At 68.6% G+C, this 26,242-nt stretch carries 24 protein-coding genes and 1 pseudogene; 14 read left to right on the plus strand and 11 right to left on the minus strand.

Translation table 11 applies throughout. The features are described from left to right. Positions 1-106 precede the first annotated feature (106 nt). The 4 genes and pseudogenes from QFZ29_RS02285 to QFZ29_RS02300 form a co-directional block, all read left to right on the plus strand. Positions 107-1,249, plus strand: coding sequence for an aromatic ring-hydroxylating dioxygenase subunit alpha (locus QFZ29_RS02285; RefSeq protein WP_306892626.1), 1,143 nt, complete (start codon positions 107-109; stop codon positions 1,247-1,249). Positions 1,250-1,258: 9 nt separating this feature from the next. Then, positions 1,259-2,260, plus strand: a complete 1,002-nt coding sequence (locus tag QFZ29_RS02290) for a PDR/VanB family oxidoreductase (RefSeq protein WP_306892627.1) — start codon at positions 1,259-1,261, stop codon at positions 2,258-2,260. Between the two features lie 31 nt (positions 2,261-2,291). Next, entirely contained in the window at positions 2,292-3,167 is an 876-nt protein-coding gene (locus QFZ29_RS02295) for an RNA polymerase sigma-70 factor (RefSeq protein ID WP_306892628.1), read from the plus strand. Between the two features lie 56 nt (positions 3,168-3,223). After that, positions 3,224-4,252: pseudogene (locus tag QFZ29_RS02300) on the plus strand (winged helix DNA-binding domain-containing protein); the annotation flags it as partial. Between the two features lie 68 nt (positions 4,253-4,320). Here QFZ29_RS02300 and QFZ29_RS02305 read toward each other — a convergent pair. From QFZ29_RS02305 to QFZ29_RS02320, 4 genes are all read right to left on the minus strand, one after another. Next, positions 4,321-6,282, minus strand: a complete 1,962-nt coding sequence (locus QFZ29_RS02305) for an acyl-CoA dehydrogenase family protein (RefSeq protein ID WP_306892629.1) — start codon at positions 6,280-6,282, stop codon at positions 4,321-4,323. A gap of 89 nt (positions 6,283-6,371) precedes the next feature. Continuing rightward, positions 6,372-7,271, minus strand: a complete 900-nt coding sequence (locus QFZ29_RS02310) for an aminoglycoside phosphotransferase family protein (protein WP_306892630.1) — start codon at positions 7,269-7,271, stop codon at positions 6,372-6,374. A gap of 49 nt (positions 7,272-7,320) precedes the next feature. Further along, complete coding sequence (locus QFZ29_RS02315) at positions 7,321-8,424, minus strand: glycosyltransferase (protein ID WP_306892631.1); 1,104 nt, start codon at positions 8,422-8,424, stop codon at positions 7,321-7,323. A 303-nt stretch (positions 8,425-8,727) separates the two neighbouring features. Beyond that, entirely contained in the window at positions 8,728-9,381 is a 654-nt protein-coding gene (locus tag QFZ29_RS02320; protein ID WP_306892632.1) for an FMN-dependent NADH-azoreductase, read from the minus strand. A gap of 199 nt (positions 9,382-9,580) precedes the next feature. On the opposite strand from QFZ29_RS02320, the gene QFZ29_RS02325 reads away from it, so the two are divergent. After that, on the plus strand, positions 9,581-9,943 hold the full coding sequence (locus QFZ29_RS02325) for a MarR family winged helix-turn-helix transcriptional regulator (RefSeq protein ID WP_306892633.1): 363 nt from the start codon (positions 9,581-9,583) through the stop codon (positions 9,941-9,943). Positions 9,944-9,971: 28 nt separating this feature from the next. Here the strand turns inward: QFZ29_RS02325 and QFZ29_RS02330 are convergent, their stop codons facing one another. Both QFZ29_RS02330 and QFZ29_RS02335 read right to left on the minus strand, forming a co-directional pair. Continuing rightward, positions 9,972-10,439, minus strand: a complete 468-nt coding sequence (locus tag QFZ29_RS02330) for a VOC family protein (RefSeq protein ID WP_306892634.1) — start codon at positions 10,437-10,439, stop codon at positions 9,972-9,974. A 71-nt stretch (positions 10,440-10,510) separates the two neighbouring features. Beyond that, complete coding sequence (locus tag QFZ29_RS02335) at positions 10,511-11,641, minus strand: helix-turn-helix transcriptional regulator (RefSeq protein WP_306892635.1); 1,131 nt, start codon at positions 11,639-11,641, stop codon at positions 10,511-10,513. A gap of 137 nt (positions 11,642-11,778) precedes the next feature. Here QFZ29_RS02335 and QFZ29_RS02340 point away from each other — a divergent pair, with 137 nt between their 5' ends. The 9 genes from QFZ29_RS02340 (at position 11,779) to QFZ29_RS02380 (ending at position 22,047) form a co-directional block, all read left to right on the plus strand. Then, positions 11,779-13,488, plus strand: coding sequence for an FAD-binding protein (locus QFZ29_RS02340; protein WP_306892636.1), 1,710 nt, complete (start codon positions 11,779-11,781; stop codon positions 13,486-13,488). 95 nt (positions 13,489-13,583) lie between these two features. Then, positions 13,584-14,114: a hypothetical protein gene (locus tag QFZ29_RS02345; RefSeq protein ID WP_306892637.1), complete on the plus strand. Its 531-nt coding sequence runs from the start codon at positions 13,584-13,586 to the stop codon at positions 14,112-14,114. A 200-nt stretch (positions 14,115-14,314) separates the two neighbouring features. Then, positions 14,315-14,812: a DUF2975 domain-containing protein gene (locus QFZ29_RS02350; RefSeq protein ID WP_306892638.1), complete on the plus strand. Its 498-nt coding sequence runs from the start codon at positions 14,315-14,317 to the stop codon at positions 14,810-14,812. Next, a complete protein-coding gene (locus QFZ29_RS02355) occupies positions 14,812-15,069 on the plus strand; it encodes a helix-turn-helix domain-containing protein (RefSeq protein WP_306892640.1) in 258 nt (85 codons plus the stop codon). Before QFZ29_RS02350 ends, QFZ29_RS02355 begins: the two co-directional genes overlap by 1 nt. Positions 15,070-15,323: 254 nt before the next feature. Continuing rightward, entirely contained in the window at positions 15,324-16,235 is a 912-nt protein-coding gene (locus QFZ29_RS02360; RefSeq protein WP_373426258.1) for a carbohydrate ABC transporter permease, read from the plus strand. Positions 16,236-16,237: 2 nt separating this feature from the next. Further along, entirely contained in the window at positions 16,238-17,260 is a 1,023-nt protein-coding gene (locus tag QFZ29_RS02365) for a carbohydrate ABC transporter permease (RefSeq protein WP_306892642.1), read from the plus strand. Between the two features lie 95 nt (positions 17,261-17,355). Next, positions 17,356-18,693, plus strand: coding sequence for an ABC transporter substrate-binding protein (locus tag QFZ29_RS02370; protein WP_306892643.1), 1,338 nt, complete (start codon positions 17,356-17,358; stop codon positions 18,691-18,693). A 133-nt stretch (positions 18,694-18,826) separates the two neighbouring features. Then, entirely contained in the window at positions 18,827-20,884 is a 2,058-nt protein-coding gene (locus QFZ29_RS02375) for an alpha-galactosidase (protein WP_444876250.1), read from the plus strand. Between the two features lie 23 nt (positions 20,885-20,907). Further along, the gene (locus QFZ29_RS02380) at positions 20,908-22,047 is read left to right on the plus strand and encodes an ROK family protein (protein ID WP_306892645.1); all 1,140 of its coding nucleotides are present in this window, start codon (positions 20,908-20,910) and stop codon (positions 22,045-22,047) included. A gap of 59 nt (positions 22,048-22,106) precedes the next feature. On the opposite strand, the gene QFZ29_RS02385 is transcribed toward QFZ29_RS02380, so the two are convergent. The 5 genes from QFZ29_RS02385 to QFZ29_RS02405 all read right to left on the minus strand — a co-directional run bounded on the left by QFZ29_RS02385 (position 22,107) and on the right by QFZ29_RS02405 (position 26,139). Continuing rightward, a complete protein-coding gene (locus tag QFZ29_RS02385; RefSeq protein ID WP_306892646.1) occupies positions 22,107-22,907 on the minus strand; it encodes an SDR family oxidoreductase in 801 nt (266 codons plus the stop codon). A 9-nt stretch (positions 22,908-22,916) separates the two neighbouring features. Next, the gene (locus tag QFZ29_RS02390) at positions 22,917-23,669 is read right to left on the minus strand and encodes an SDR family oxidoreductase (protein ID WP_306892647.1); all 753 of its coding nucleotides are present in this window, start codon (positions 23,667-23,669) and stop codon (positions 22,917-22,919) included. Between the two features lie 100 nt (positions 23,670-23,769). After that, positions 23,770-24,141, minus strand: coding sequence for a hypothetical protein (locus QFZ29_RS02395; protein ID WP_306892648.1), 372 nt, complete (start codon positions 24,139-24,141; stop codon positions 23,770-23,772). Continuing rightward, the gene (locus QFZ29_RS02400) at positions 24,131-25,009 is read right to left on the minus strand and encodes an RNA polymerase sigma-70 factor (protein ID WP_306892649.1); all 879 of its coding nucleotides are present in this window, start codon (positions 25,007-25,009) and stop codon (positions 24,131-24,133) included. Before QFZ29_RS02400 ends, QFZ29_RS02395 begins: the two co-directional genes overlap by 11 nt. 131 nt (positions 25,010-25,140) lie before the next feature. Next, positions 25,141-26,139 carry a sigma-70 family RNA polymerase sigma factor gene (locus tag QFZ29_RS02405; RefSeq protein ID WP_306892651.1) on the minus strand — a complete coding sequence of 333 codons (999 nt, stop codon included), beginning with the start codon at positions 26,137-26,139 and terminating at the stop codon, positions 25,141-25,143. Between the last annotated feature and the right edge of the window lie 103 nt (positions 26,140-26,242).

Below are 26,242 nucleotides of genomic sequence, written 5' to 3' on the forward strand. Positions count from 1 at the left end.
CCCCTTGCAAAATCACTATCGACATAGGTAGTGTATGCCCACATCAGCGAATACCTATCGAGATAGTTATTCGCGGCTCTTGGAAGAACTCAGCAGAGGATGCCCCATGACCACGTCAATGACGACGAGCACGACGACGAGCACGACGAACAGCACGACCGCCAAGCTGCTGTCCTACCCACTCGACGCGTGGTATCCCACGGCGTGGGACCACGAGATCACGAGCAAGGGCATCATCTCGCGCACCATTGCCGGACGTCCGCTCGCGCTCTACCGCACCCAAGACGGCCACCCCGTCGCCCTCGCCGACGCGTGTTGGCACCGGCTCGCCCCGCTGTCCCAGGGAAAGCTCGTGGGGCGCGACGAGATCCAGTGCCCCTACCACGGCCTGCGCTACAACGCCGCGGGGCGATGCACGGCGATGCCTGCGCAGGAGACGCTGAACCCGTCGGCCACCGTGGCCTCCTACCCGGTGTCGGAGCGCTACCGCTACGTGTGGGTCTGGCTGGGCGACCCGACTCTGGCCGACCCGGCGCTCCTGCCCGACATGCACCAGCTGGAGAGCGACGAGTGGGCGGGTGACGGGGAGACGATCCACGCACCCTGCAACTACCAGCTCGTGCTCGACAACCTCATGGATCTCACCCACGAGGAGTTCGTGCATTCGTCGAGCATCGGTCAGGAGGAGCTCAGCGAGTCCGAGTTCGAGGTCACCCACGACGAGAACACCGTCACCGTGACCCGCTGGATGCGCAACATCGACGCCCCGCCGTTCTGGCTCAAGAACATGCGCGACAAGTTCCCCGGCTTCGAGGGCAAGGTCGATCGCTGGCAGATCATCCACTACACGTTCCCGTCGACGATCTGCATCGACGTGGGCGTCGCGGAGGCGGGAACCGGCGCACCGGGGGGCGATCGATCGCGCGGGGTCAACGGCTACGTCATGAACACGATCTCTCCGGAGACGGATCGCTCCTGCCACTACTTCTGGGCGTTCATGCGCAACTACCGACTGGAGAGCCAGCTCATCACCACGCAGCTGCGCAACGGAGTGCACGGCGTGTTCGGCGAGGACGAGGCCATGCTGCAGGCACAGCAGGCGGCGATCGACGCCAACCCCGACCATGAGTTCTACAACCTGAACATCGACATGGGCGGGATGTGGGTGCGCCGGCTCCTCGAACGCGCGCTCGAGGCGGAGGGCCGCTCCATCGCCGCTCCCGCCCCGGCGGCCTCCTCGAAGGCTTGAGGCGCGCTCGTGATCACCTCCCGAGACGACGTGTGGCAGAAGGCCGACGTCATCGCCGTCAACGATGTCGCCGATCGCATCCGGCGGATCGTGCTGCGGCCCGAGCTGCCGCGGCCCGCGCTTCCGGGCGAGCACATCGATGTGCTCGCCACAGTGAACGGCGAGCAGCAGGTGCGTTCCTACTCCGTCGTGGAGGCGCCGGAGAACGGCGGCCACCTCGTCATCACGGTGTTCCGTACCCCCGACTCCCGCGGCGGATCTGAGTTCATGCACTCGCTCGAGCAGGGGCAGGTGCTGAGGATCACGAAGCCGCTCCAGAACTTCCCCCTTCGTGTCGGGGCGCCCTACTACGTGCTGCTGGCCGGTGGAATCGGCATCACGGCGATCGCCGGCATGGCCGCGCTGCTCCGCCGGCTCGGCGCACACTACCGACTCGTGTACGTCGCCCGCTCTCGCGCGGCGATGGCGTATCTCGACGACCTGGCCGCCGTGCACGGGGATCGGTTCGAGGCGCATATCGACGACGAGGGCGGCTCCCTTGACGTGCAGGCCCTCGTTGCCGGCGTGCCCGCGCACACCGAGCTCTACATGTGCGGCCCCATCCGGCTGATGGACGCGGTGCGCCGGACCTGGGCCGACCGCGGGCTCGACCGCACCAGTCTGCGCTATGAGACCTTCGGCAACAGCGGTTGGTTCGACGCAGAACCGTTCGTGGTCCGCATCCCGCGGTTGGGTGTCGAGGCCGCCGTCGGTTCGGGTGAGTCGATGCTCGAAGCGCTCGAGCGCGAGGGCGTCGACATGATGTCGGATTGCCGCAAGGGCGAGTGCGGGCTCTGCCAGGTCAAGGTTCTCAGCCTCGCCGGCCGGATCGACCACCGCGACGTGTTCTACTCGGATCGGCAGAAGGCCTCCGACTCGTCGATGTGCTGCTGCGTCTCGCGGGCCGTCGCAGCCGCGCCGCCGACGACCTCCGGCGAGCGCCCGGCCGTGCTCACCATCGAAGTCCCCTGAGCTGCCTGTAAGACGACGTAGTCTCGTCGGTATGCGCGACGACCCGTTCGTTACCCACCGAGGACTGCTCTTCACGGTCGCCTACGAGATGCTCGGCTCCGCCGCCGACGCCGAGGACGTGCTGCAGGAGTCCTGGCTGCGGTGGGCCGACATCGACCAGGCGCACGTGCAGGAGCCGCGCGCATACCTCGTGCGGATCGTCACCCGGCAGGCACTCAATCATCTGCGCACGATCTCGCGCCGCCGTGAGGACTACGTGGGGGAGTGGCTGCCCGAGCCGCTCTTGACCAGTCCGGATGTCGCCGACGACGTCGAGCTCGCTGAAAGTCTCTCCATGGCGATGCTCACCGTGCTCGAGACGCTCGGCCCCATCGAGCGCGCCGTCTTCGTGCTGCGGGAGGTGTTCGATCTGCCGTACGACGAGATCGCTGAGGCGGTCGACAAGACACCGGCCGCGGTGCGGCAGATCGCCCATCGCGCGAAGGATCACGTGGCGGCGCGCCGTCCCCGCGTTCGGGTGGACGCGATCGAGCAGGAGCAGGTGGTCGAGCGCTTCCTCGCCGCGCTCAACACCGGTGACCTGCAGGGACTCATGGACGTGCTCGCGCCCGACATCGTGGCAGTCGCCGACGGTGGCGGGCAGGTTCGCGGGGCTGCCCGCCGGCCGATCGTCGGCGCCGAGAAGTTGGTGGCCTACATCCTGGGCGGCATCGCGAAGTTCGACGCGCGGGTCGTGGCCACGCCGGCGTGGGTGAACGGCGCGCCCGGCGCTCGAGTCGAGGTCGACGGGAAGCTCGCCGGCGCGATGAGCGTGACCATCGAGAACGGACGGATCACCCGGCTCTACACGGTCGCGAACCCGCACAAACTGGCATGGCTCGACGCCGAGGCGGCACTCGCTCGGTGAGAATGAAACCCGACGCGAGGGGGTTCGACATGGGTGATCAGGCGACCGATTCGACGATGGATGCCGCGACGCCCGCGGGCGTGGCCGGCGACCGCGACATCGCACGCTGGCGGCTGCATTCGCAACTGCTCGCCGCCCCGGTCGCGAGCGCCGAGCACGTGGTGTCCTCGCTCCTGGCCGTGCAGGCGGAGAACCCCTCGCAGTCGGCGTGGGCGGTCGCCACGCGCACCACGACTCCCCGGCAAGACGACCTGGCCGGGGAGATCGCGAGCGGCCGCGTGCTGCGGACCCACGTCTTGCGACCGACCTGGCACTACGTCCACGCGGATGACGCGCGATGGCTGATCGAGCTCACCGCGCCGAGGGTGCTGCCGGTCATCGACCAGCAGATACGGCCGCTCGCCGACGAGCTGGCGCGCCTCATCGATTCGGTGACGTCGATTCTCGCTGAGACCCCCGACCGCACGCGCAACGACCTCGCGGGCGAACTGGGCGAGAACGGGCCGGCGCTCACGGGCCAGCAGCTGATGCTGCTGATGGCGCATCTCGAGTTGCACGCCCTCGTGTGCAGTGGCGTGCCGCGCGACGGAGAGCACACGTACGCGCTCTTCGCAGATCGGGTGCCCGCCCCGAGGCAGCTCGACCGCGACGAGTCCCTCGCCGAGCTCGCCCTGCGGTACTTCACCTCCCACGGCCCAGCCACCGAGCGCGACCTCGCCTACTGGGCCACGCTCACCCTGACCGACGTTCGCCGCGGCCTCGCAGCCGCCGCCGATCGGCTCGGATCCTTCGAGCACGACGGCCGCACGTTCTGGCACGCGCCCGGCGACGCCCCGGATGCCACCGCGCCGGCGGGCCACCTGTTGCAGGTGCTCGACGAGATGTACCGGGGGTATCAGGACTCGCGCTGGATGCTCGAAGCTGAGCAGGTCATGCCGCGTGCGCGCGAAGCTGCGGCCGGGATGGCCCTGGTCGACGCCCAGATCGTCGCCGGCATGCGACGCGCGGTCGGCCCGAAGGCGGTCACGTTCGCGCTCCTGCCGTTCCGCGAGCTGCACGCGCGAGTTCGAGTCGATCCGCGACGCCGCCGCGCGGTACGCCGGCTACCTCGGCCTCGAACCGCGAGTCGAGGTCGTCGACGGATGACCCGGGCCTACGTCTCCTTGGTCGGACGGATGACGCGGCGCGCGACGTTCTCGGCCGCATCGGCGGGCACGTCCTCGGTGATCCACGGGCCGGTGCCCTCGCTGGGATCGATGATGCCCTCCTCGAGCCAGGTGTAGCTGCCGTCGAGCACCCGTGCGGCGAGGCGCTCGTCGGCGGCATCCGTGTTGTGCCACAGCGCGTCGAGCAGTCGCTCGATGCGGAGACGGGACTGCTCGGCGAACGTGTCGGCGAGCTGGTGCGCGGCCTTGCCCTGCTCGGGCGTGTCGGCGGCGATCATCTCCGCACGCACGCACGACGCCGAAATGGCGAACAGCTCGGCGCCGATGTCGACGACGCGGGCGAGGAACCCCTGCTTGCGTTCCAGGCCGCCCTGCCAGCGAGCCATGCCGTAGAAGGTCGCGCGCGCGAGCTTGCGGCTCGTGCGTTCGACGTAGCGCAGATGCGGCGCGAGTGCGCCGAACTCGTCGTACGCCGTGGGCAGATCGCCCTTGCCGGCGACCAGCTGCGGCAGCCAGCGGGCATAGAACCCGCTGGCTGAGGCGGCGGCCTTCATCCGGCGGGCCAGGTCGAGGTGCGGGTCGATCACGTCGCCCGCGGCCTTGAGGTGCGCGTCGACGGCCTCGCGCGCGATCAGCAGGCGCATGATCTCCGTCGAGCCCTCGAAGATCCGGTTGATGCGCATGTCGCGCAGCACCTGCTCGGCGCCGACCGCACGTTCGCCGCGGGCAGCGAGCGACGCCGCCGTCTCGAACCCGCGTCCGCCGCGGATCTGCACGAGCTCGTCGGCGATGCGCCATCCCATCTCGGAGGCCCACATCTTGGTGAGCGCGGCCTCGATGCGGATGTCCTTGCGGTCCTCGTCGGCGAGGATGCCCGACAGGTCGACGACCGCCTCGAGCGCGAAGGTCGTCGCCGCGATGAACGCGACCTTGTGCGCGACCGCGGCGTGCTCGCCGACGGGTCGGCCCCACTGAACGCGTGCCTTCGACCACTCGCGTGCGATCTTCAGGCTCCACTTGCCGACGCCGGCGCAGAGGGCCGGGATCGCCAGCCGGCCGGCGTTGAGGGTGGTGAGTGCGATCTTGAGACCCTCACCCTCGCGGCCGATCAGGTTCTCACTCGGCACGCGCACGTTCCGCAGCGAGGTCAGTCCGTTCTCGATTCCGCGCAACCCCATGAAGGCGTTGCGACGATGCACGGTGATGCCGGGGGAGTCGGCCTCGACGACGAACGCGCTGATCCCGCCGCGGTGCCCGTCGGACTTCGGCACGCGCGCCATCACGACGAGCAGTTCGGCGACCACCCCATTCGTAGTCCACAGCTTGGTGCCGTCGAGCACATACGCGGTGCCATCCTCGGTCGGCACGGCGGTGGCTCGCAGCCGGGCCGGGTCGGAACCGACCTCCGGCTCGGTCAGCAGGAAGGCGCTGATGGCGCCCTTCGCGCAGCGCGGCAGGTACTGCCGCTTCTGCTCGTCGGTGCCGGCGAGCATGAGCGGTTCAGGCAGGCCGACGGACTGATGCGCAGAGAGCAGCGCACCGATACTGGCGTTCACCGACCCGATCATCACGAGCGCGCGGTTGTAGTAGTGCTGTCCCAGCCCGAGGCCGCCGTGCTCGACCGGGATCTTCATCCCGAAGGCACCGATCTCGGCGAGTCCCTCGAAGACCTCGTCGGGGATGCGCGCCTCGCGCTCGATTCGCGCGCTGTCGACGGTTCGCAGGAACGACTCGAGGGCGGCGAGGAATCGCTCGCCGCCCTCGCGGCGCTCGGGTGCAGGTCGGGGGTGCGGGTGGATCAGCGACAGGTCGAACTGCCCCAGGTAGAGGCCCTTGGCGAAGCTCGGCTTTCGCCACTCCGTTTCGCGCGCGGCCTCGGCGACGGCGCGCGACTGCTGCTCGTCGACGTGCTCGACAGGCGGGATGGTGGACTCACGGATGCTGCTCACGCGAACCTCCTCGTTGAGGCCAATCTACGCCCAGGTGACGTTCTGGCGATCGGGGTTGCGGGGGATGTCGCGATGCCGCTCTCAGCACTTCACCGCGACGCCAGATGATCCTCGATCACCGCATCGATCGTTCGCCGGGCCTTGCGCGCCTCGGTTTCGGGGGAGTGCGAGCCGGCCATGCCGGCGGCCACGATGAGCGCCTTCCAGATCGCCCAGCCACGCGCCCGCGCCCACGTGTCGGCGTCGAGCCTTCGATGCTCCCGGAACGCCTCGCGGGCTTCGCCACGGAACGTCGTGAGTCCGATGACGAGGTCGCACGCAGGGTCGCCGATGCCCGACGTTCCGAAGTCGATGACGGCGGCGAGCCGTCGGCCGTCGACGAGGAGATTGCCCTCGCTGACGTCACCGTGGAACCACACGGGCTCCGCCTGCCATCGGGTCGAGAGCGCGGCGTCCCAGACTTCGCCCACGAGGGCGGCATCGATCGTGTCGCCGAGGGCCTCGATCGCCTGGCGGGTCTGCGCGTCGTAGACGGCCGGTGAGTCGCCGCGAGAGAAGTTGTGAGCGCCCGGGAGCGGGCCGCCTGAGGCATCCGCTCGCTGCAGTTCGTCGAGGAAGTCGCCGAGATCGGCGGCGAACGTCGCGTCGTGGGCGATGAGGTCGGCGGATGCCGCGTGGCCGGGCAACCACCGGTACACCGACCACGGGAACGGGAAACGCTCGGACGCCTGCCCGATGCCGACCGGCTCCGGCACCGGCACGCGCAGCTGCGGCGCCAGGATGGGCAACCAGCGCTGCTCCTTCTCGACTTGGAGCACATAGCCCTCAGTGCTCGGCAGACGCACGCTCAACTCGTCGCCGAGCCGGAACGTGCGGTTGTCCCATCCGCCGGGCAGCACCTGGGTGATGGGGAGGTGGCTCCACTGGGGGAACTGGTCGGCGACGAGCGCGGTGACCAGTTCCACATCGATGGTCGCGGCGGCATCCATCCGCCCATCCTTCGGCATCTGCGCGCGGGATGGCAAACCGCCGTTGGGCTCAGCGCTCGAGCTCGACGAGCAGCGCGTTGCCGGCAGCGTCGCGCGCCACCGCTTGGCCGAGTCGCGCCGCGGCCTGGCGATAGGTGCCGGTGCCGAGCACCTCGGTGACGGCCCGGGCGACCCTTCGAGCCGATGCGCGGCGTGACACCGCGACGCCGACTCCTCGGGCCGTGACCCGAGCGGCGTTGTCGGCCTGGTCGCGGCCGTGATGGAGGACGACGAGCGGGAGTCCCGCCGCGAGGGCCTTGATCACGGTGCCGTGGCCGCCGTGCGTGACGACGAGGCCGGCGTGGCGCATCACCTCGTGATGCGGCGCGGACGCGACCACCGAGACGTTCGCAGTTGCCCGGATCGCGTCGGGGTCGACTGCGGGCCCCGTGGTCACGAGGCCTCGCACGGGCAGGCTCCCGAGCGCGTCGGCGATCCGCTGCAGGCACGCCACGTGGTTCTGGAACGTCGAGGTCATCGCGACCAGCACGAGCGGCCCTTCACCAGCGGGCGGGGTCCAGGCCTCGTCGGCCGCCCATGCCGGATCATCGAGGATCGGCCCCACGTAGCGGGCGTTCTCCGGCAGTTCGGCCGGGAAATCGAAGCCCGCGGAAGTCAGCACGAGCTGGCGACTCGCGTGCTGCATCTGGCTCCACGTCGTCGGGACCGGGTCGAGGTGGTGCTCGGCGCGGAGGGCGTTGATCCGTGCGAGCGCGTACCGGTCGATCAGCCGAGTGCTCGCGGTCGTCACGATCCGATCGCGCAATCGCCCGAGCGGCCCGCGCGCGGGCGACATCCCGGCGCCGATCGGCGGCATGCCCTGCGCGGGCAGCGTGTAGATGTTCGGGATCAGGATGTCGAACGGGAGCCCGCGCGCCTCGGCCGCGATCATGGCGCCGATGGCGAAGCCGGAGGTCACCACGAGGTCGGGCTGCGTCGCGTCGATTGCCGCGGTCGTGTCATCCGTCTGGCCCGGAGCCGGTCCGACCATCATGTGATCGACCATGCCACGCGCGAGGCTCGTCGGGGTGCGCAGCTCCCAATCGCGGAACTCGCCGGCGCTCGCCGTCCAGGGTAGGAACACCGCCCCGGTGCGGCGCACCTGGTCGGCCATCGACTCGTCGGCGAGGACCGTGACGGGTGGCCCCGGTCGACGACTCGGCGGACGACTCCGAGCTCTGGGGGAACGGTGCCGCCGGCGTCGGTGAGCGCGAACAGGTAGGTGCGAGGGGTGCTGGTCGTGCTCACGATGACCTTCTCCGGCCTCAGTCGGCGAAGCGGATCGAGTCGACGATCTCGCTCATGACGGACGGAGCCCGTCCAACCTGAATCCGGCTCATGATTGAGAGTACGGCAGCGGCGTGCTTCGCGGGAAGGATACATGCATTCCGCTCGCACGCGACGCCGGTCGGCCGGATCAGGAGGCGCGGCGCCTCGTCGTGCGTCCGAGGTCGGCACCGGCGCGGCGCGCGGCATCGAGCGCCGACCTGCGGCCAACCTCGGCATCGGCGGTGGCGAGATTCGGACGGAAGCCGATCGACGAGACATCCGTGATTCCGGTCCAGCGCAGCCAGTCCTCGAAGTAGGGCTGCTGGAAGTCGCTCCCGAACGCGGCGGGCCGGCCGTCGCCGTACACCGCGCTCGTGTACACGACCGTCGCGCGGCGGCCGCCGAGCAGGCCGGCGTATCCGGTCTCAGGATCGAAGTCGAACACCATGCCGGGTTGGCTGACGACGTCGATGAACTGCTTGGCGATGTACGGGATGCCGTGGTTCCACATCGGCAGGCTGAACAGGTAGAGGTCCGCCGCCGCGAAGCGCTCGAAGGCGAGTCGGGCGCGATGCCAGGCGGTCTCCTGCAGCCCGGCCGGCTGCTCACCGGCGAAGACCTGCATCTTCGCGCCGGCGCCGTCGGGGCCGAAGTCGGGAAGCGAGCCGTCCCACAGGTTCCATTCGTTGACGGATGCCTCTGGGTGCGCTTCCCGGAATGCCGCGACGAACTCGTGGGCGATCGCACGTGATTCGGATGCCTCGCCACGAGGTGACGCGGAGATGTGCAGCAGGGTGGTCATGAGTCCAGCCTTTCTTGTGTGCGGACGCACATAAATTGATGAGACTGGACGGTACCATGTACGTGCGCACGCACACAAATGGGCTAGGCTGGCAACATGTCGACGCCGAGTGATGCCGAACGCACGTGGGAGGCGATGCTGCGCCTGCACGCCGCGCTGCTTCCGCGACTCGATCGCGTCGTCGCCCGAGAAGAGAGGGATGCCGCTGAGCTGGTACGACGTGCTGCTCGAACTGCGCGACGCAGGTGGCCGACTCACCATGGGGCAGCTCTCCGAGCGGGTGGTGCTCAGTCGCACGCGCGTGAGCCGGCTCGTCGATGAGCTCGTCGACGCGGGCTTCGTGGCCCGAGAGCCGAATCCCGACGACCGCCGCTCGGCATTCGCCGTGTTGACGGCCGACGGGCGGCGCAGGTTCCTCGCCGCTGCTCGGGTCTACCTGCCGGCCATCGATCGGGAGTTCGCGAAGGTCGATGCCGGGCGCCTCGCCGACGTCGCCGATGGGCTCGAGGCGTTGCTCGAAATCGTGACGGACGACCCGTCCTCCGGCAGCCGTCGGCGCTGACCCCGACGGCTACGTCGACCGTCAGTCGTCAGGCGTTCTCGAGCTCGGCGATCACGATCTTCTTCTGGCCCATCATCACCTGGATCTGTTCGGGCCGGCGGGTCAGCTCACCCATGTTCGCGGGGATCACCTGCCAGCTGACCCCGAACCGGTCCTTGCACCAGCCACACTGTTCCGACTCGGGCACGTGCGAGAGCGCCGCCCAGTACCGGTCGATCTCGTCCTGGTCTTCGCATGACACGATGAATGAGATCGCCTCGCTGAACGTGAAGAGCGGCCCGCCGTCGAGGCAGACGAAGTCGACCCCGTTCAGCGTGAACTGGCCGTTGATCACCTTGCCCGACATCCCGGCGAAGTGCTCGTCGAGCGATTCGTCGGGATACTCGTCGATTCGATTGATGCGGGAGTTCGGGAAGACGTCGACGTAGTACTCCATCGCCTCGCGCGCCTGGTCGTCGAACCACAGGCACGGCTGGATGGGTGAGAGCTCGGCCATGGAACCTCCTTGTTCGGCCCGTTCTTCGCCGCCTACGCTACGCGGATGCGCCGTCGGCGGCGAGGCTCCAATCAGGCGAACCAGCCCGTCGGTCCGACCACCGCGCCCATCCGAGGCACGTACTGTTCGAAGTACACCCGTGAGATGAGCTCGCGCCGACTGCGCACGCCCGCTTTGTCGAAGACGGACTTGAGGTGGTCCTGCACGGTGTAGGCAGAGACGTGCAGCGTCGCGGCGATGTCCTTCGTGTCGACCCCCTGCAGCACCAGACAGGTGACGTCGCGCTCGCGCGGCGTCAGCCCGAACGCCGCGACCACGAGGGCGACGATCTCCGGCGGCCGGGCCTCCTCGATCGTCACCACGACGTCGCCGACGGAACCGTCGGCACCACGCAGCGGCGAGGCGTGCAACAGCAGCCAGATGCCGGATCCCGTGCGCACCCGCGCCCGCGGCAGCCCGGCACCGGGCATGGTCAGCGTGCGACGTGCGGCACCCACGAGGGACGTCACGAGGGTCAGCGGATCGCTGCCGTGGGCGTCGCCCTGCAGTTCGGCGAGCCGCTCGTCGGCTCCGACGCTGATCTGCGAGATCCGGTCATGCGCGTCGACGATGACGACGGCCGGGCCGGCGACATCGGGATCGGCAGGGTGGCCGATCGCGAGCCGCGCGAGCATGCCCGAGCGCACGCCCCGGGCGAACGACTCCGACAGCGTGCCGAGGAACTCGACCTCATCGGCGGCGAAGCTCGGGTCGTCGCCGCCGCGGAAGAGCGCGAGTCCTCCCCACACGCGCGAGCCGTCGCGGAACATCAACCTGGCCTCGTCGGCGAAGCCGTAGAACGGCAGCATGAGCCGGGTCATCCGTTCAGATCGCTCGATCTCTCCCGACGTCGTCTCGTGCATCCCGATCGCGCGAAGCTCCGTGGCCGCGAGCGAACGGTACGACGTCGGCTCATCCGATCCGTACTCGATGATGCCGAAGAGCTGATCGTGATCGTTGACCGACTCGAGTGCGCCGTACTTGCGGGCGCTCGTGAGCATCATGCTGGCCGGGTCGTGCGTGCTGACGCACGCACCCACCCACGGCACGGCGCGCTGCACCGAGGCCGTCGCCTCGGCCAGGAAGTCATCGAGGGTGAGTCCGCCGCGCGACAGCACGTCGACGTCGCCCTGCACGCGGGCCTCGGTCAGACGGAGTTTCACAGCATCAGTATGCTCTCGACCTGCCCATCGCCTCTATCCCAGATCACTGGGAAGTGCAAGGCCAGATCACCGGGAGTCTGAACACTGCAGCCGCTCGGGATACCGCCGAGGGGTGACCGGCCCGCAGTCTGTCCGACGTGACCATCACGATCGACAGCGAGCCCATCGACGAACGCGGATACCTCGTGCACGCCGAAGACGCCACGGCACAACTGTGCCTCGCCCTCGTTCACCTCGAGACCGAGCTCGATGAACGGGGGCTCGGCTTGTCGGCCGTCTCCCGGCTCCGCGTGCTCGTGCTCGACGGGGCCGACGCGGCCGAGCTCGTCGACGTCGTAGCCGAGCGGCTCGACGGCTCGACGGCACCGGCGATCAGTTGCATCGAAGTCGAGCGACTCGGCGTCGACGGCATGCTCGTCGCGATCTCCGCCGACGTGGCGGTCCATACCCGAACCACTCATTGGAAGAAGGACTCTCACATGCATCCGTCGCTCACCGAGACACCGGCGCTCCGCGCTGCCGGCACGGTATTCCTGCCCGGCGACCCTGGCTACGATGACGCCCGCACCCCATGGAACCTCGCCGTGACCCAGCTTCCCGCCGCGGTCGCAGTCCCGCAGTCGATCGAGGAGGTCGTCCGCGTCGTGACCGCCGCGGTCGGGCTCGGCCTGCGCATCGCGCCGCAGAGCAGCGGGCACGGTGCCGCGCCGCTCGGCGCCCAGCCCCTCGACGACGTGCTGCTGCTCCGGCTCCACGAGCTGACCGGCGTCTCGGTCGATCCTGAGCGGCGGATCGCCCGGGTGCTCGGCGGCACGCTCTGGCGCGACGTCATCGCCGCCACGGCGCCGCACGGGCTCACCGCCCTGCACGGCAGCACGGGCGATGTCGCGGTCGTGGGCTACCTCCTCGGCGGCGGGCTCTCGTTCTACGGCCGCCGGCACGGACTCGCGTGCTCCCACTTGCGTGCGGTCGAGCTCGTGACCGCCGATGGCACGCTCATCCGCGCGAGCGCCGACGAGCACCCCGACCTGTTCTGGGCGCTCCGGGGCGGCAGCGGCAGCTTCGGCGCCGTCGTCGCGCTCGAGATCGACCTGCTCCCGTATGCCGACGTGTTCGCCGGCATGCTGCTGTGGGACCTCTCCCGCGCCGACGAGGTGACCCGAGCCTGGAGCGCCTGGACGGCGGGCCTCCCCGACTCGGTCACCACCTCGCTCCGCCTCATGCGCTTCCCGCCGATTCCCGAGCTGCCGCCGTTCCTGAGCGGCCGCAGCCTCGTCGTCATCGACGGAGCCGTGCTCGAAGACGACGCGCGGGCCGCCGAGCTGCTCGCCCCGCTCCGCGCGCTCCGCCCCGAGGTCGACACGTTCGCCCGCATCGCCGCGCCGGGGCTGCTCGCAGTGCACATGGACCCGCCCGGTCCGACTGCTGCCGTGGCCAACCACGCCCTGATGGCCGAGCTCCCGGATGCCGCGATCGACGCGTTCCTGGCGGTCGCCGGGCCCGGGGTGCAGATTCCGCTCATGTTCGCCGAGCTGCGCCATCTCGGCGGTGCCCTGGCCGTGCCGCACGACGGCGCGCTCGACCGCCTCGACGCGGCATACGCGCTGTTCGCCGTGGCGCCGGCGCCGACTCCCGAACTGGTGGCGGCCGGCACCGAGGCTGTCGATGCCGTGGTCGCGGCGCTCGGTGCATGGGCCTCTCCGCGGACCTTCCTCAATTTCGCCGAGCACACGATCGACGTCGCGACCGCCTTCGACCCCGAGTCGTGGGCGAGGCTCGGGCGCGTGCGTCGGTCGGTCGACCCAGACGGCGTCTGGACGGCTGCCCACCCGGTCGGCGCAGCGTGATTCGCCGATCGACACGATCCGCCTGAACCGCCTCAAACCACCCGAAACACCTCAACACCCGAGACACCCCAACCACCCGAAAAAAGGAGCACCATATGAACACCCGACGCACCATCGTCGCCGCCGGCCTGCTGGCCGCGCTCGCGATCGGCGGCACCGCACTGCCGGCCGCTGCGGCGCCCGACGAACAGGCCCGGCCGGGGCGCGCCGCGCAATCGGCCCTCCTCGCCGAGGTCCGCGCCGCCACCGCTCGCTTCCACGACGTGGAGGTTGCGATCGCCGAGGGCTATCAGAGCACCCACGAGTGCGCGAGCAGCCCCGCCGGCGGCATGGGCATCCACTTCATCAATCCGGCCCTGATCGCACCGGGTGCCCCGGTCGACCCGACCAAGCCGTCGGTTCTGATGTACGGCCCGTCGCCCTCGGGCGGTCTCGAGCTCTGGGGCGTGGAGTTCTTCGAGCCCGACGTCGGCCAGCCCCGGCCGGTGCTCGGTGAGCAGGCATTCGACGGACCGATGCCCGGACACGACGCCGACATGCCGGTGCACTACGACCTGCATGTCTGGATCGGCAAGCACAACCCTGCCGGCATCTACACGCCGTTCAACCCGAGCGTCTCCTGCTGACCTGCTGACCTGCTGCCCCATGCCGCGCCGGCCGGTGCTGCAGCCTCGCGGCTGCGGCTCCGGTCGGCGCGGCTTGCGTGTACGGAGCGTGGACGCCGCTCCGTCCCGGATCGGCAGGGAAGCACGCCGGCAGCAGGAATACACCACGACGAGACCAACGACCGATTGACAAACGATAGAAATAGCGCGATCTTCGATATATGAAGCACATCCGTTGGCTCGTCATCCCGCTCAGGGTCCTCCTCGTCGTGGTCTTCGCCGGCTTGCTGCTGGCGCAGCTCTTCAGCTTGCCCGGACAGTTCTCGCACATGGCCGAGGAATCTCCCCGCTTGGGGTTCATCCCGTGGCTGCTGCTGGCCTTCTGGATCCTCGAGTTGCTGTGCGTTCAGATCGTGATCGTGTGCACGTGGAGGCTGCTCACTCTGGTCGGGGCGGATCGCATCTTCAGCGAGGAGGCCTTCGTCTGGGTCGACGCGATCCTGTGGGCGATGGCCACCGGATGGGTGCTCATTGCGGGTGTGTCCGCATACCTCGTCGGGTTCATCTACGTCACGCCCGAACTCCGTGATCCGGGGCTGCCGATCTTCCTGTTCGGCATGGTGCTGATCAGCGGAGTCGTGGTGCTGACGATGTTCGTGCTGCGCGCGCTGCTGCGGCAGGCGACCGTGCTGAAGACCGATCTGGAGGAAGTGATCTGATGCCGATCGTCGTGCGGATCGACGTCGAGCTCGCCAAGCGCAAGATGAGTGTGGGGGACTTCGCCGAGCGCATCGGACTCACGCCGGCCAACGTGGCGGTCTTGAAGAACGGCCGTGCGAAGGCGGTGCGATTCAGCACGCTCGACGCCATGTGCCGGGTCCTCGAGTGCCAGCCGGGTGATCTCCTCGAGTGGGTCGAGGAGGCCGATCCCGACCCGGCCGATCAGGGCGACCAGGGCGATCGGGCCCACGCCTGACGTTGCCCGGTCATCGCGGCCCACGCGCGAGACCGAAAGCGGACGCCGTTCTGGAGCGCGAACGACTCGACCGAGCCATTATTTTCAGCGTGGAAGTTTAGAAGCCAGCAGCTTTCCTGCGTTGTCAAGCAAAATGGGGGACTGACTCTTGTGAAGTCGAGCCATTGTCACTACGTTTCTTCCAACAAGGAAGTTAATCGGAGGACCCAATGGTGGCAACGAAGCCAGCACGGCGCAGTGACCTCAGGTCGGCGATGCCAGCCCGGCGCAGCGACTTCACGTCAACGAAGCCAGCACGGCGCAGTGATTTCAGATCGGCGATGCTCTTCCTCATACCCGCCCTCATCGGGTTCCTCGCGTTCTTCGCGTGGCCCACGGTGCGTGGCGTGTACCTCAGCTTCACCGAGTTCAACCTCCTGCAGCCTCCAGAGTGGATCGGCCTCGACAATTACGTGGCGATCGCCGGTGACCCCGTCTTCTGGAACTCGCTCGTCGTGACCTCCGAGTACGTGCTCATCAACATCGGGGTGCAGACGGTCGCAGCACTCGTGCTCGCGGTTCTCCTCCAGCGATTCACCCGATCGATGGTCGTGCGCGGAGTGGTGTTGCTGCCGTACCTGATCGCGAACGTCGTGGTCGCACTCGTCTGGTTCTGGCTGGCCGACTACAACCTCGGTCTGATCAACTCCACGCTCGATGCCGTGGGCTTCGATCGCGTCGGCTTCTTCGGCAACGAGGCGCTCGCGATGCCGACGATCGCCCTGATCAACGTGTGGCGTCACCTCGGGTACACGACGCTCCTCATCTTCGCCGGGCTGCAGGCCATCCCGCGCGACGTCTACGAGGCTGCCGAAGTGGACGGCGCCGGCGAGGCTCGCACGTTCTTCGGGATCACGCTGCCGCTGCTCCGGCCGGTGCTCGCCTTCGTGCTCGTCATCACGCTCGTGGGTGCGTTCCAGATCTTCGACACGATCGCGGTGACCACCGGGGGAGGGCCCGTCGACGCCACTCGAGCGATCACCTACTACATCTACGAACGGGCGTTCGGCCGGTTCGACTTCGGGTACGCCTCGGCGATGTCGGTCATCCTCATGATCATCCTCGGTGCTGTGGCCCTCATTCAGCTCCGCGTGCTTCGTGCCAACGACTCAGACCTGGAACGGTGATCATGTCGAACCTCACTCGCCTTCGCCCCGAAGACACGGATAGCTCCAGCGCCGAGGATCTCCCTCTCGTCACCGATGAGGGACCCCGCTCGACGTCGCGCGGCTCTCGCGCCGCCGCTCGGGCCGCCGCCTCCGATGAGGGATTCCGCACCTCGTCGCGCCGCTCACGGATCTTCGGCGGCATCGCCCTCGGCGTCGTCGTGGTCGGCACGCTCTTTCCGTTCTGGTGGATGATTCGCACCGCCTTCAGCACGAACAACGCGATGTTCTCCGATCCGCTGAGCCTGCTGCCGGTCGAGTTCACCCTCGGAGCATTCGAACGGGTACTCGGAATCGCCAGCACGAGCGATGCGCTCGCCGAGGGCGGATCGGGCGCCGATATCAATTTCGGCCTCTACCTGCTCAACTCGGTGATCGTCTGTGTGCTCATCACGGTCGGGCAGGTGGCGTTCTCGTCGGCAGCGGCCTATGCATTCGGAGTGCTGCGCTGGCGAGGCCGTGACACGGTGTTCGCGATCTTCCTCGTCGCCCTGCTCGTACCGGGAATCTTCACCCTGCTTCCGAACTTCATCCTCGTCAAGGAACTGGGCCTGCTGAACACCTTCATCGGTATCGCACTGCCCTCGATCTTCATGTCGCCGTTCGTCGTGTTCTTCCTTCGGCAGTTCTTCCTCGGGGTGAACCGGAGCATCCTCGAGGCCGCCGTCATCGACGGCGCGGGAACCTGGCGGATCTTCTACCGGATCGCCGCGCCACTGGTCGCGCCGCAGATCGTCACGATCGCGATCCTGCAGTTCATCTTCTACTGGAACGACTACCTCTGGCCCCTCCTGGTGGGCCAGTCCGAAGACACCAAACTCCTCACCGTCGGTCTCGGCATCTTCAAGTCGCAGACCCCGCAGGGCAGCCCCGACTGGGCCGGTCTCATGGCCGGTGCACTGCTGGCGGCCGTGCCGATCTTCATTCTCGTCGTCATCTTCGGTCGCCGAATCGTCGGCTCCATCCAGTCGTCCGGGGTCAAGTAGCGCGCTGCTCGCTGCGGCGACTCCCGACGGGGCACCATCGCCCTTCCCACCTCCACCAACCCTTCTCCACCCCCACCAAGGAAAGAAGCAGGACCATGAAGCGAATCACCATCGCCAGCACAGCCGCTGTCGGGATAGTTGCACTGCTCGCAGGGTGTTCAGCCGGAGCCCCGAGCGACGGCAAGGTGACCCTCAGCTACGGCCTCTGGGACGCCAACCAGCTGCCTGCCTACGAGCAGTGCGCCGCCGACTTCGAGAAGACGCAGGACGACATCAAGGTCAAGGTCGAGCAGGTCGGCTGGGACGAGTACTGGAACAAGATCACGACCGGGTTCGTGTCGGGTGAGAACTTCGACGTGTTCACGAGCCACGTCGCGTTCTACCCCGAGTTCCAGGCCAGCGGGCAGGTGCTGCCCCTCGACGACTACATCGCAGCAGACAAGCTCGACACGAGCATCTACCAAGACGGCCTCGTCGAGCTCTGGCAGGACCCCGATGGCGTGCAGTACGGCTTGCCCAAGGACTTCGACACCATCGCGCTGTTCTACAACTCCCAGTTCACCGACGCCGCGGGGTATACCGCTGACGACCTCGCTTCGCTGACTTGGAACCCCGAAGACGGAGGCACCTACGAGGACGTCATCGCACACCTCACCGTCGACGCCAATGGCGTGCGAGGCGACGAGCCCGGCTTCGACAAGAACAACGTCGCGACCTACGGGCTCTGGATGGAGGCGTCCGGCGGTGCCGACGGACAGACCCAGTGGTCGTTCCTGACCGCGTCGCTCGGCTGGAGCCAGACCGACGAGCCGTGGGCCGACTCGTACAACTACGACGCGCCGGAGTTCGCCGACACCATTTCGTGGTGGTACTCGCTCGTCGAGAAGGGCTACATGCCTTCGCTCGAGGCGCAGACCGGCATCGCCTGGGCCGACCAGCTCATCGCGGGGAAGGCGGCCCTCGTGCCGAACGGATCATGGATGACCGGTCACGTCTTCGGCGCCGCAAGCGACACGTTCACGCCGGCGCTCGCCTCCACCCCCGAGGGCCCGGATGGCAAGAGCTGGTCGATGTTCAACGGCCTTGCCGACAACATCGCCGCCACGACGAAGCACCCTGACGAAGCTTGGGAATGGGTGAAGTACCTGGGCTCCGCTGACTGCCAGGACGTCGTCGCCGACTCTGCCGTCGTGTTCCCCGCTATCAAGACCTCGACGGAGAAGGCTGTTGCCGCCTTCGAGGCCAAGGGCGTGGATGTTGCGGCATTCGCCGACCACGTGACTGACGGCACGACGGTGCTCTACCCGATCACCGACCACAAGTCCGATGTGAACGCCACGATGACCCCGGTCATGGAGTCGATCATGTCGGGCAAGTCGGGGACGGATGCACTCGTCGGCGCCAACGATCAGGTCAACGGCCTCTTCAAGTAGGTCTCATCAACCCGGTCGGCGTCAGGGGCAACGTGCCGCTGACGCCGACCACCGTATTCGGAGTGATCTTCACGTGGTTTCGCATCGCGATCAAATCGTCCTGTCCGCCCACGGCGTCCAGCTCGTCCTCGACTTGTCATCGGGTGCACCGGTGGTGCGCCACTGGGGTTCGCCCCTGGGCGACGTCGAGAGCGATGCGATTCGCCGGATGACGACGCCGCCGATCCCGCACAGCGCGATCGATGTGCCGCAGGATCCGGGCGTCATGCGTGAGCGGGGCAGGGCCTTCCACGGGCGTCCCGCGCTGAGCGGGAACCGGAACGGCCTCGACTGGGCGCCCCTGTTCCAGATCGTCGAGCATCACGCGTCGGAGACCGAGACGAGCATCCGGCTCCACGATGCCGAGGCATCCCTCACGATCGACCTGCGGTACCGAATCGAGCCCAGCGGAATCGTGCTCGTCGACCTCGCGGCCGCCAACGACGGCTCGGAGCCCTACCGGCTCGAGGAACTGACCACCTGGATGCCCCTGCCCGAACGCGCGGCGGAATCGCTCGACTTCACGGGCCGCTGGCTGAAAGAGCGACAGCCGCAGCGCCGGCCGATCGCGGTGGGCAGTTGGGTGCTCGAGTCCCGCGAGGGCCGCACGGGCCACGGGGCATCCGTCGTGCAATGCGCCATGACGAGCGGCGCCGGGTTCCTCAACGGAGAGGTCTGGGCGCTCGGGCTGCTCTGGAGCGGCGAGCACCGGCACCTCATCGAACGGGGAACCGACGGTCGCACGGCCATGGGCGCGGGCGAGCTCTTGCAGTCGGGGGAGATGGTGCTGGAACCCGGCGGTCGCTACGAGGCCCCGACAGTGGCGGCGGCCTACTCCGATGAAGGCCTCGACGGGCTCAGCTCCCGGTTCCACGAGTGGTTGCGTGCCCGGCCCGATCACCCCACGCGGGTTCGGCCGCGTCCGGTGACCCTCAACGTGTGGGAAGCGGTGTACTTCGATCACGACCTCGAACGGCTCAGTGCCCTCGTCGACGTGGCGGCCGAGGTCGGCGTCGAACGTTTCGTGCTGGACGACGGATGGTTCGGCGCTCGCCGCGACGACCGTGCGGGCCTCGGCGACTGGGTCGTCTCCGACGACGTCTGGCCTGATGGCCTCGGTCCGCTGATCGATCGCGTCACGGCCGCGGGAATGGAGTTCGGGCTGTGGTTCGAGGGCGAGATGGTCAACCCCGACTCCGACCTGTATCGGGCGCATCCCGAGTGGATCCTGCACGTTCCCGGTCGCACCCCGCCCACGGGTCGCAACCAGCAGGTGCTCGACCTGACGCACGACGGAGCCTACGAGCACGTGTTCGGGCAGGTCGACGCCCTGTTGTCGAAGCATCCGATCTCCTATATCAAGTGGGACCACAATCGCCCGCTCGTCGACCCGGCGCATCTCGGACGCCCCGCCGTGCACAACCAGACCCTGGCGATCTATCGGCTCTTCGACGAGCTGAAGTCGCGGCATCCGGGCCTCGAGATCGAATCGTGCGCCTCGGGAGGAGGCCGTGTCGACCTCGGCATGGCGATGCACGCGGATCGATTCTGGACCTCGGACTCGAACGATGCACTCGAGCGGCAGGGGATCCAGCGCTACTCGATGATCGCCATCCCGCCCGAGATGCTCGGCACGCACATCGGGCCGTCGACCTCCCACTCGTCGAGCCGCTCGCACTCGCTCTCGTTCCGGGCCGCAACGGCGCTCTTCGGCCACGCGGGCATCGAGTGGGACATCACCGAGACGACGAACGCGGAGCGGTCGCTCCTCGCGGAATGGGCGGCCTATTACAAGGCGAATCGTGAACTCCTGCACTCCGGTCGCGTGGTGCGAGTCGACCACAGCGACGACGCAGCACTTGTGCACGGCGTGGTGGCACAGGACCGTTCCGCGGCGATCTTCTGCTACGCGCAAATGGCGGCGGCGGGCGGTGTGCTGCCCTCGTCCGCACTCATTCCGGGTCTCGACCCCGAGTCCCGCTACCGCGTGCGTCGCATCGAGCCGGCAGGACGCGCCCCCGCGATGCAGCACGCCGATCCGATGTGGGTGGACGGGGTGATCACCACCGGGGCGGCGCTGGCCACGATCGGGCTGCGCCCGCCGATCCTGCATCCCGAGCAAGCTATTCTCATCGAGATAGTCCTTGTATAGGACAGACCCAGGGGGGTTGTCTGTTGTCCGACGCGGCACTGCGCGCTGAGAGTGCGATTTCCGGCCCGACGCTGGAACTCGCGCGTACCGTGCTGATCCACGGCCCGATCTCGCGCACCGACGTGATGCGACTGCTCGACATGTCGCCGCCGACGCTCACTCGCCTCGCGCGCGAGCTCACCGCTGGAGGGGTCTTCGTCGAAGACGCCGAGCCCGGCGGCGCTGTCGGCCGACCTCCGAAATTCCTCGATGTGCGCTGGGACAGCCGGCGCTACCTGGGAGTCAAGCTCACCGGAACCTCCGTCGTCGCGGTTTCGACCGACCTGCGGGCCACCGAGCTCGATCGGCGCGAGTATCTCTTTTCCGAGCAGTCCGTCGACGCGGTCTGCGATGTGGTGGTTCGGGCCCACGACGAGCTCTCGGCCGGGGCTGGTTTCGATGCCGTCGGAGTGAGCCTCGGCGGCACGGTCACGGATCGCCGCTTCGTCATCCGAGCGCCGTTCCTCGGCTGGCGTGACGTGGACCTGGGGCCCGAGCTCGAGCGCAGGCTCGGGGTGCCGACGGTGGTCGAGAACGACATCGTCGCCCTGACGGAGGCCCAGCATTGGTTCGGTGAGGGCCGCGGGCTCACCGACTTCGCGGTGATCACGATCGGCGCGGGCGTCGGCCACGGCTATGTCTGCGACGATCGCGTCGTGCGCTCCGACAAGGGCATCGGCCTCGCCGGGCACATCCGGCTCGATCCTCTCGGCGCGGTCTGCCCAGAGGGCCATCGCGGGTGCGCCACGGCCATGCTGACCATTCCCAGCCTCTGCGCACAGGCATCCGTCGCGTTCGGGCGTGGCGTCGAGTTCGACGAGCTGATCGCCCTGGCCGCCGAGGGAGATCCCGTGGCCCTGGCCATCACCGAACCGGCGGGACGAGCCCTCGGCCGACTGCTCGCGTTGGCGGCCAATCTCGGCATGGTGAACACGATCGTGCTCGCCGGCGAGGGGCTGCCGCTGTACGAGGTGACCGAGCCCATCGTGCTCGAGGCGCTGCACGGCGATCGCGATGTCGAGGCCGATCCGATCGACCTTCGGCTCGACGCCGCTGACTTCGTCGGGTGGGCCCGGGGGGCCGCGGCCGTCGCCATCCAGTCGTCGGTGCACCGGCTCATCTGACCCCGAGGAGGCCCGGAGGTCGAGCAGCGCCGCGAGGCGAGGCGTATCGAGACCCCCGCTCAGCCGCCGATCGGCGAGATCGAACGATCCGGCCGCACGTCGGCCGGGCCCGTGTCACCCGTGATCCATTCGCTCAACCGAGTCGGAGTGATCGTCGCGTCGGGGCCGGGCAGCAGCTCGCGCTCGTCGAGGTCGGTACCGAAGTACCGTGCGAGCGGGTCGGCGACCAGCTCTCGAGGGTCGTCGCGAATGCGGAAGTCTTCTCGCACGAGCTTCCCGAGCCGGAACTGGTCGGGCCCGGCGAACTCGACCACGCCGTTCACGGGCGTGCCGAACGCGACCGCCTCGATCGCGGCCGCGACATCCTGCGCTGCGATCGGCTGGATGAGCGCATGCGCGAGCCGGGCGATGTGCTGGCTCGTCGCAGCATCCGCGATGCTCGCGATGAACTCGAAGAACTGGGTCGAGTGCACGATCGAGTACGGGCGACCTGACCCCCGGATAAGTCGCTCCTGCGCCGCCTTCGCGGCGAAGTAGCCGCCCTCGGTGCGCGCGAGCCGGTCGGTGCCGACGACCGAGAGTGCGACGTGATGCCGCACGCCCGCGGCAGCGCCGTGGGTGAGCAGGTTGAGGGTGGAGCCGTAGAAGAAGTCGTTCGCGCCCCGCTCGTCGAGGTAACCCGAATTCGACACGTCGATGAGGATCTCGACCCCGGCGAGGGCCTCCGCGAGCCCCTCGCCGGTGTAGGAGTTGACCCCGGTCGCGCGCGACGCGGAGACGACCTCGTGGCCGTCGGCGTTGAGTGCCGCCACGATTCGCGTGCCGATGAGCCCCGTGCCGCCGATGACCGCGACCTTCATGGCTCGAGTTTACGCGGCTGACTGGACGGCCAGCCAGTCCCCGTACGTGGTCGTCGACAGCTGCGCGCCGGGGCCGGTCACGAGCTCGTCGCCCGAGAGCTGCGCGCCGAAGTACTGCGCCTCGGGGTCGGAGACGACGGTGCGGTCGTCGCCCTTCGCCGCGAGGCCCGTGCGGATGAGCTGGTCCATGGCGATGCGCTCCGGCCCGCCGATCTCGAGCGTGCCGTTGATCGGGTCACTGGCTGCGACGCGGGCGACGACGGCCGAGACATCCGCCGCGGCGATCGGCTGCATGAGCCCCGTGCTGACGCGTGCCGTGCCGTCGACGGTCGCGGCATCCGCGATGCGTCCGACGAACTCGTAGAACTGCGTTGCCCGCACGATCGAGTAGGGCAGGCCCGAGTCCTCGATGAGCTGCTCCTGTGCGACCTTCGCGCGCAGGTATCCGCTCGAGGGCAGGCGGTCGGCGCCGACGACGGAGAGCGCGACGTGGTGCGTCACGCCGGCCTTGCGCTCGGCGGCGAGCAGGTTCGTGGTCGAGATGGTGAAGAACTCGAGCACGTCGGCGTCGGCGAACGACGGCGAGTTCGAGACGTCCACCACGACGTTCGCGCCCACGAGCACGTCGGCGAGGCCCTCGCCGGTGATGGTGTTCACGCCCGAGTTGGGCGAGGCGGCGATGGCCTCGTGACCGTGCTCGGTGAGGTGCTCGACGACCTTGGATCCGATGAGGCCGGTGCCTCCGATGACGACGATCTTCATGACTGTGCCTGGTGCCTTTCCGTCGTGGCGGCGGTGGTTCCGCTGCCGTCACTCAGCTCTGACCGGGCTGCCGCGCAATGTGTGACGCAATCCGTCGAATTCAGCCCGCATCCGGCCGTCGGCGATTCCAGTGGGCGAGCTTGCGGGTCGCGGTCGAGAGCCAGAGCTCGACGATCGACCCATCGAGCCCGGTGCCGATGCCGAGCACGCCGACGACCTCGCCGTCGCGCCGGCGCAGCGCGAGACCTGGGCCGCCGTTCGTGCGCACGGTCAGGAGTGCGGCATCCGGATGCCTCGCCAGCCGTGTAGTGAGGGTGCGGATGACGCGTGCGCGGCCACGCTGCTCGCCACCGGTCTCGTCGCCGGTGTCGACGAGCAGGCGCACTTCGGGATTCAGCAGGCTCGCCAGCGCGAGCTCGTCGCCCCGTTCGAGCGCGGCAACAAGTCGGGAGGCGACGTCGTCACGCTCCACTGGATGCCACGCCGGCGAGTTTGTTCGGGTTCATCATCCAGAGCACCTGCTCGATGCCGCTTGTTGAGGCGACGAGCCCGAGCACCGCGAACGTCGTCCCCTCCTTCGAGAGGAGAATCGAGGGCTGGCCGTTCACGTCGGCTTCGGTCGTCTCGACACCGATCCAGAAGTGCGTGTGGAATGCGCGCAGGTACTTCGCGACCCTCATGCGGCCGACCACGGGGAACTTCGAGGCCCGCACCATGCCACCACCGTCGGAGTACGACACGACGTCTTCGGCGAGCAGGCGCTCGAGCACCTCGAGGTTGCCCGTCTTCGCGGCGCTCAGGAACGCGGTGAGCAGCCGGCGCTGCTCCTGATGCGTCACCTCACGCCGGCGCTCGCCGACGAGGTGCTTGCGCGCGCGACTGACGAGCTGGCGAGCCGCGGCCTCGGAGAGCTGCACGACCTCGGAGATCTGCTCGTACGAGTAGGCGAAGGCCTCGCGCAGCACGTAGGCGGCCCGCTCGGTCGGCGTGAGCCGTTCGAGCATGACCAGCACGGCGAACCCGAGCGCCTCGGCGCGTTCGGCGCCGAGCGTGGGGTCGTTGCTCGTGTCGACGGGTTCGGGCAGCCACGGGCCGATGTAGGTCTCGCGGCGGGCGCGCGCCGACTGCAGGGCGTTGATCGCGAGGCGCGTGGTGGCCGTGGCGAGGAAGGCCGGCGGATCCTGCACGACCGAGCGGTCGGTGCCCTGCCAGCGGAGCCAGGCCTCCTGCACGATGTCCTCAGCCTCGGTGGCGCTGCCGAGCATGCGGTAGGCGATGCCGAAGAGCCGCGGGCGCACGGCTCCGAAGACGGCGAGCGCGTCGTCGAGGTTCGCATCCATATCGTGATCCTGTCGGTCAGCGGATGGGGCCGCATACGTCCCTTCCAGCTGAGACCGGATGGAACGTGCAGATGTGACCGTATCCGGAGAAATTCTGCACCCGGATGCCCCGGTGGTCGAGGAGCGCCGCGCTACAGCGACCGCGGCAGCCCGAACCAGGGCAGCATGCTGTTCTCGAATCGGGTGAGGGCGCTGATGCGGTCGCCGGCGAGGGTCAGCACGAAGAGGCCGACCCCGTGGCGCGCCTCGGCGGGCCCGTGCAGGTACGCCCCGAACGCCGGCTGGCCGTTGGCTCGCGTCGGCACGAGGTCGAACCGTCGACCCGCGCCGAAGATCGCCCCGAAGAACCGTGCCGCCGGTTCGCGGCCCTCGTACTCGAAGGGCATCGGGGGCATCGAGATGAAGACGTCGTCGGTGAGCAGGGCCACCAGAGCTTCGAGGTCGGCTGCCTCGTAGGTGCGGGCGAATCGTGCCGCGAGCGCGGCCTCGGCCGGCGAGCCGGGGGCGGGCGGCGCCTCGTGGCCGGCGGTCGACGGAAGCCGTGCCTGAAGGGTCGCGCGCGCACGCTTGAGCGCGCTCGTGACGGATGCGACGGTCGAGTCGAGCATGTCGGCCACCTCGTCGGCGTGGTAACCGAGCACGTCGCGCAGCACGAGCACGGCGACCTGACGCGGCGGCAGCAGTTGCAGCGCGGTCACAAACGCGAGCGAGATGGACTCGCTCTGCTCGTAGCGGGCCTCGGGGCCGAGTGGTGTCGGCGTGAGGAGGGCGTCGGGGATCGGCTCGAGCCACACGACCTCGCCCAGTCGCGTCGCCTCGGGCGGGTCGACCTTCGGCACATCCCACCCCTTCGCCGGCTGACGAGCGGCGGTGCGCCGCGCGTTGAGGCACCGGTTGGTGGCGATCCGATAGAGCCAGGTGCGCAGCGACGCGCGGCCCTCGAACGACGCGATTCCCTGCCACGCGGCGAGCAGCGTGTCTTGCAGGGCATCCTCGGCATCGTGCAGGGATCCCAGCATCCGGTAGCAGTGCACCTGCAACTCGCGGCGGTGCGGCTCGACCAACTCTCGGAAGGCGTCACCATCGCCCGCTTGCGCCCGCGAGACGAGTTCGGCGGCAATCGCACTCACGTCACGTCACCTCCTCGGGCACCGCGTGCCCCTCCACTGTATGGACACCGGGCGACGAGCGAAATGGGCGGTCGGATGGCGCCCAGTTCGCGGCATCCGCGGT

This window comes from Agromyces albus (genome assembly GCF_030815405.1).
In the GTDB taxonomy this organism is placed as follows: Bacteria; Actinomycetota; Actinomycetes; order Actinomycetales; family Microbacteriaceae; genus Agromyces; species Agromyces albus_A.

What these genes read in the sequence shown, in the direction of transcription:
- QFZ29_RS02400 (WP_306892649.1), bottom strand. Translation starts at nt 25,009, where the DNA reads ATGGATGCGAACCTCGACGACGCGCTCGCCGTCTTCGGAGCCGTGCGC.
- QFZ29_RS02310 (WP_306892630.1), bottom strand. Translation starts at nt 7,271, where the DNA reads ATGGATGCCGCCGCGACCATCGATGTGGAACTGGTCACCGCGCTCGTC.
- QFZ29_RS02390 (WP_306892647.1), bottom strand. Translation starts at nt 23,669, where the DNA reads ATGAAGATCGTCGTCATCGGAGGCACCGGCCTCATCGGATCCAAGGTC.
- QFZ29_RS02330 (WP_306892634.1), bottom strand. Translation starts at nt 10,439, where the DNA reads ATGGCCGAGCTCTCACCCATCCAGCCGTGCCTGTGGTTCGACGACCAG.
- QFZ29_RS02320 (WP_306892632.1), bottom strand. Translation starts at nt 9,381, where the DNA reads ATGACCACCCTGCTGCACATCTCCGCGTCACCTCGTGGCGAGGCATCC.
- QFZ29_RS02365 (WP_306892642.1), top strand. Translation starts at nt 16,238, where the DNA reads ATGTCGAACCTCACTCGCCTTCGCCCCGAAGACACGGATAGCTCCAGC.
- QFZ29_RS02325 (WP_306892633.1), top strand. Translation starts at nt 9,581, where the DNA reads ATGCCGCTGAGCTGGTACGACGTGCTGCTCGAACTGCGCGACGCAGGT.
- QFZ29_RS02295 (WP_306892628.1), top strand. Translation starts at nt 2,292, where the DNA reads ATGCGCGACGACCCGTTCGTTACCCACCGAGGACTGCTCTTCACGGTC.
- QFZ29_RS02315 (WP_306892631.1), bottom strand. Translation starts at nt 8,424, where the DNA reads ATGGCCGACCAGGTGCGCCGCACCGGGGCGGTGTTCCTACCCTGGACG.
- QFZ29_RS02385 (WP_306892646.1), bottom strand. Translation starts at nt 22,907, where the DNA reads ATGAAGGTCGCGGTCATCGGCGGCACGGGGCTCATCGGCACGCGAATC.
- QFZ29_RS02370 (WP_306892643.1), top strand. Translation starts at nt 17,356, where the DNA reads ATGAAGCGAATCACCATCGCCAGCACAGCCGCTGTCGGGATAGTTGCA.
- QFZ29_RS02355 (WP_306892640.1), top strand. Translation starts at nt 14,812, where the DNA reads ATGCCGATCGTCGTGCGGATCGACGTCGAGCTCGCCAAGCGCAAGATG.
- QFZ29_RS02360 (WP_373426258.1), top strand. Translation starts at nt 15,324, where the DNA reads ATGCCAGCCCGGCGCAGCGACTTCACGTCAACGAAGCCAGCACGGCGC.
- QFZ29_RS02350 (WP_306892638.1), top strand. Translation starts at nt 14,315, where the DNA reads ATGAAGCACATCCGTTGGCTCGTCATCCCGCTCAGGGTCCTCCTCGTC.
- QFZ29_RS02345 (WP_306892637.1), top strand. Translation starts at nt 13,584, where the DNA reads ATGAACACCCGACGCACCATCGTCGCCGCCGGCCTGCTGGCCGCGCTC.
- QFZ29_RS02285 (WP_306892626.1), top strand. Translation starts at nt 107, where the DNA reads ATGACCACGTCAATGACGACGAGCACGACGACGAGCACGACGAACAGC.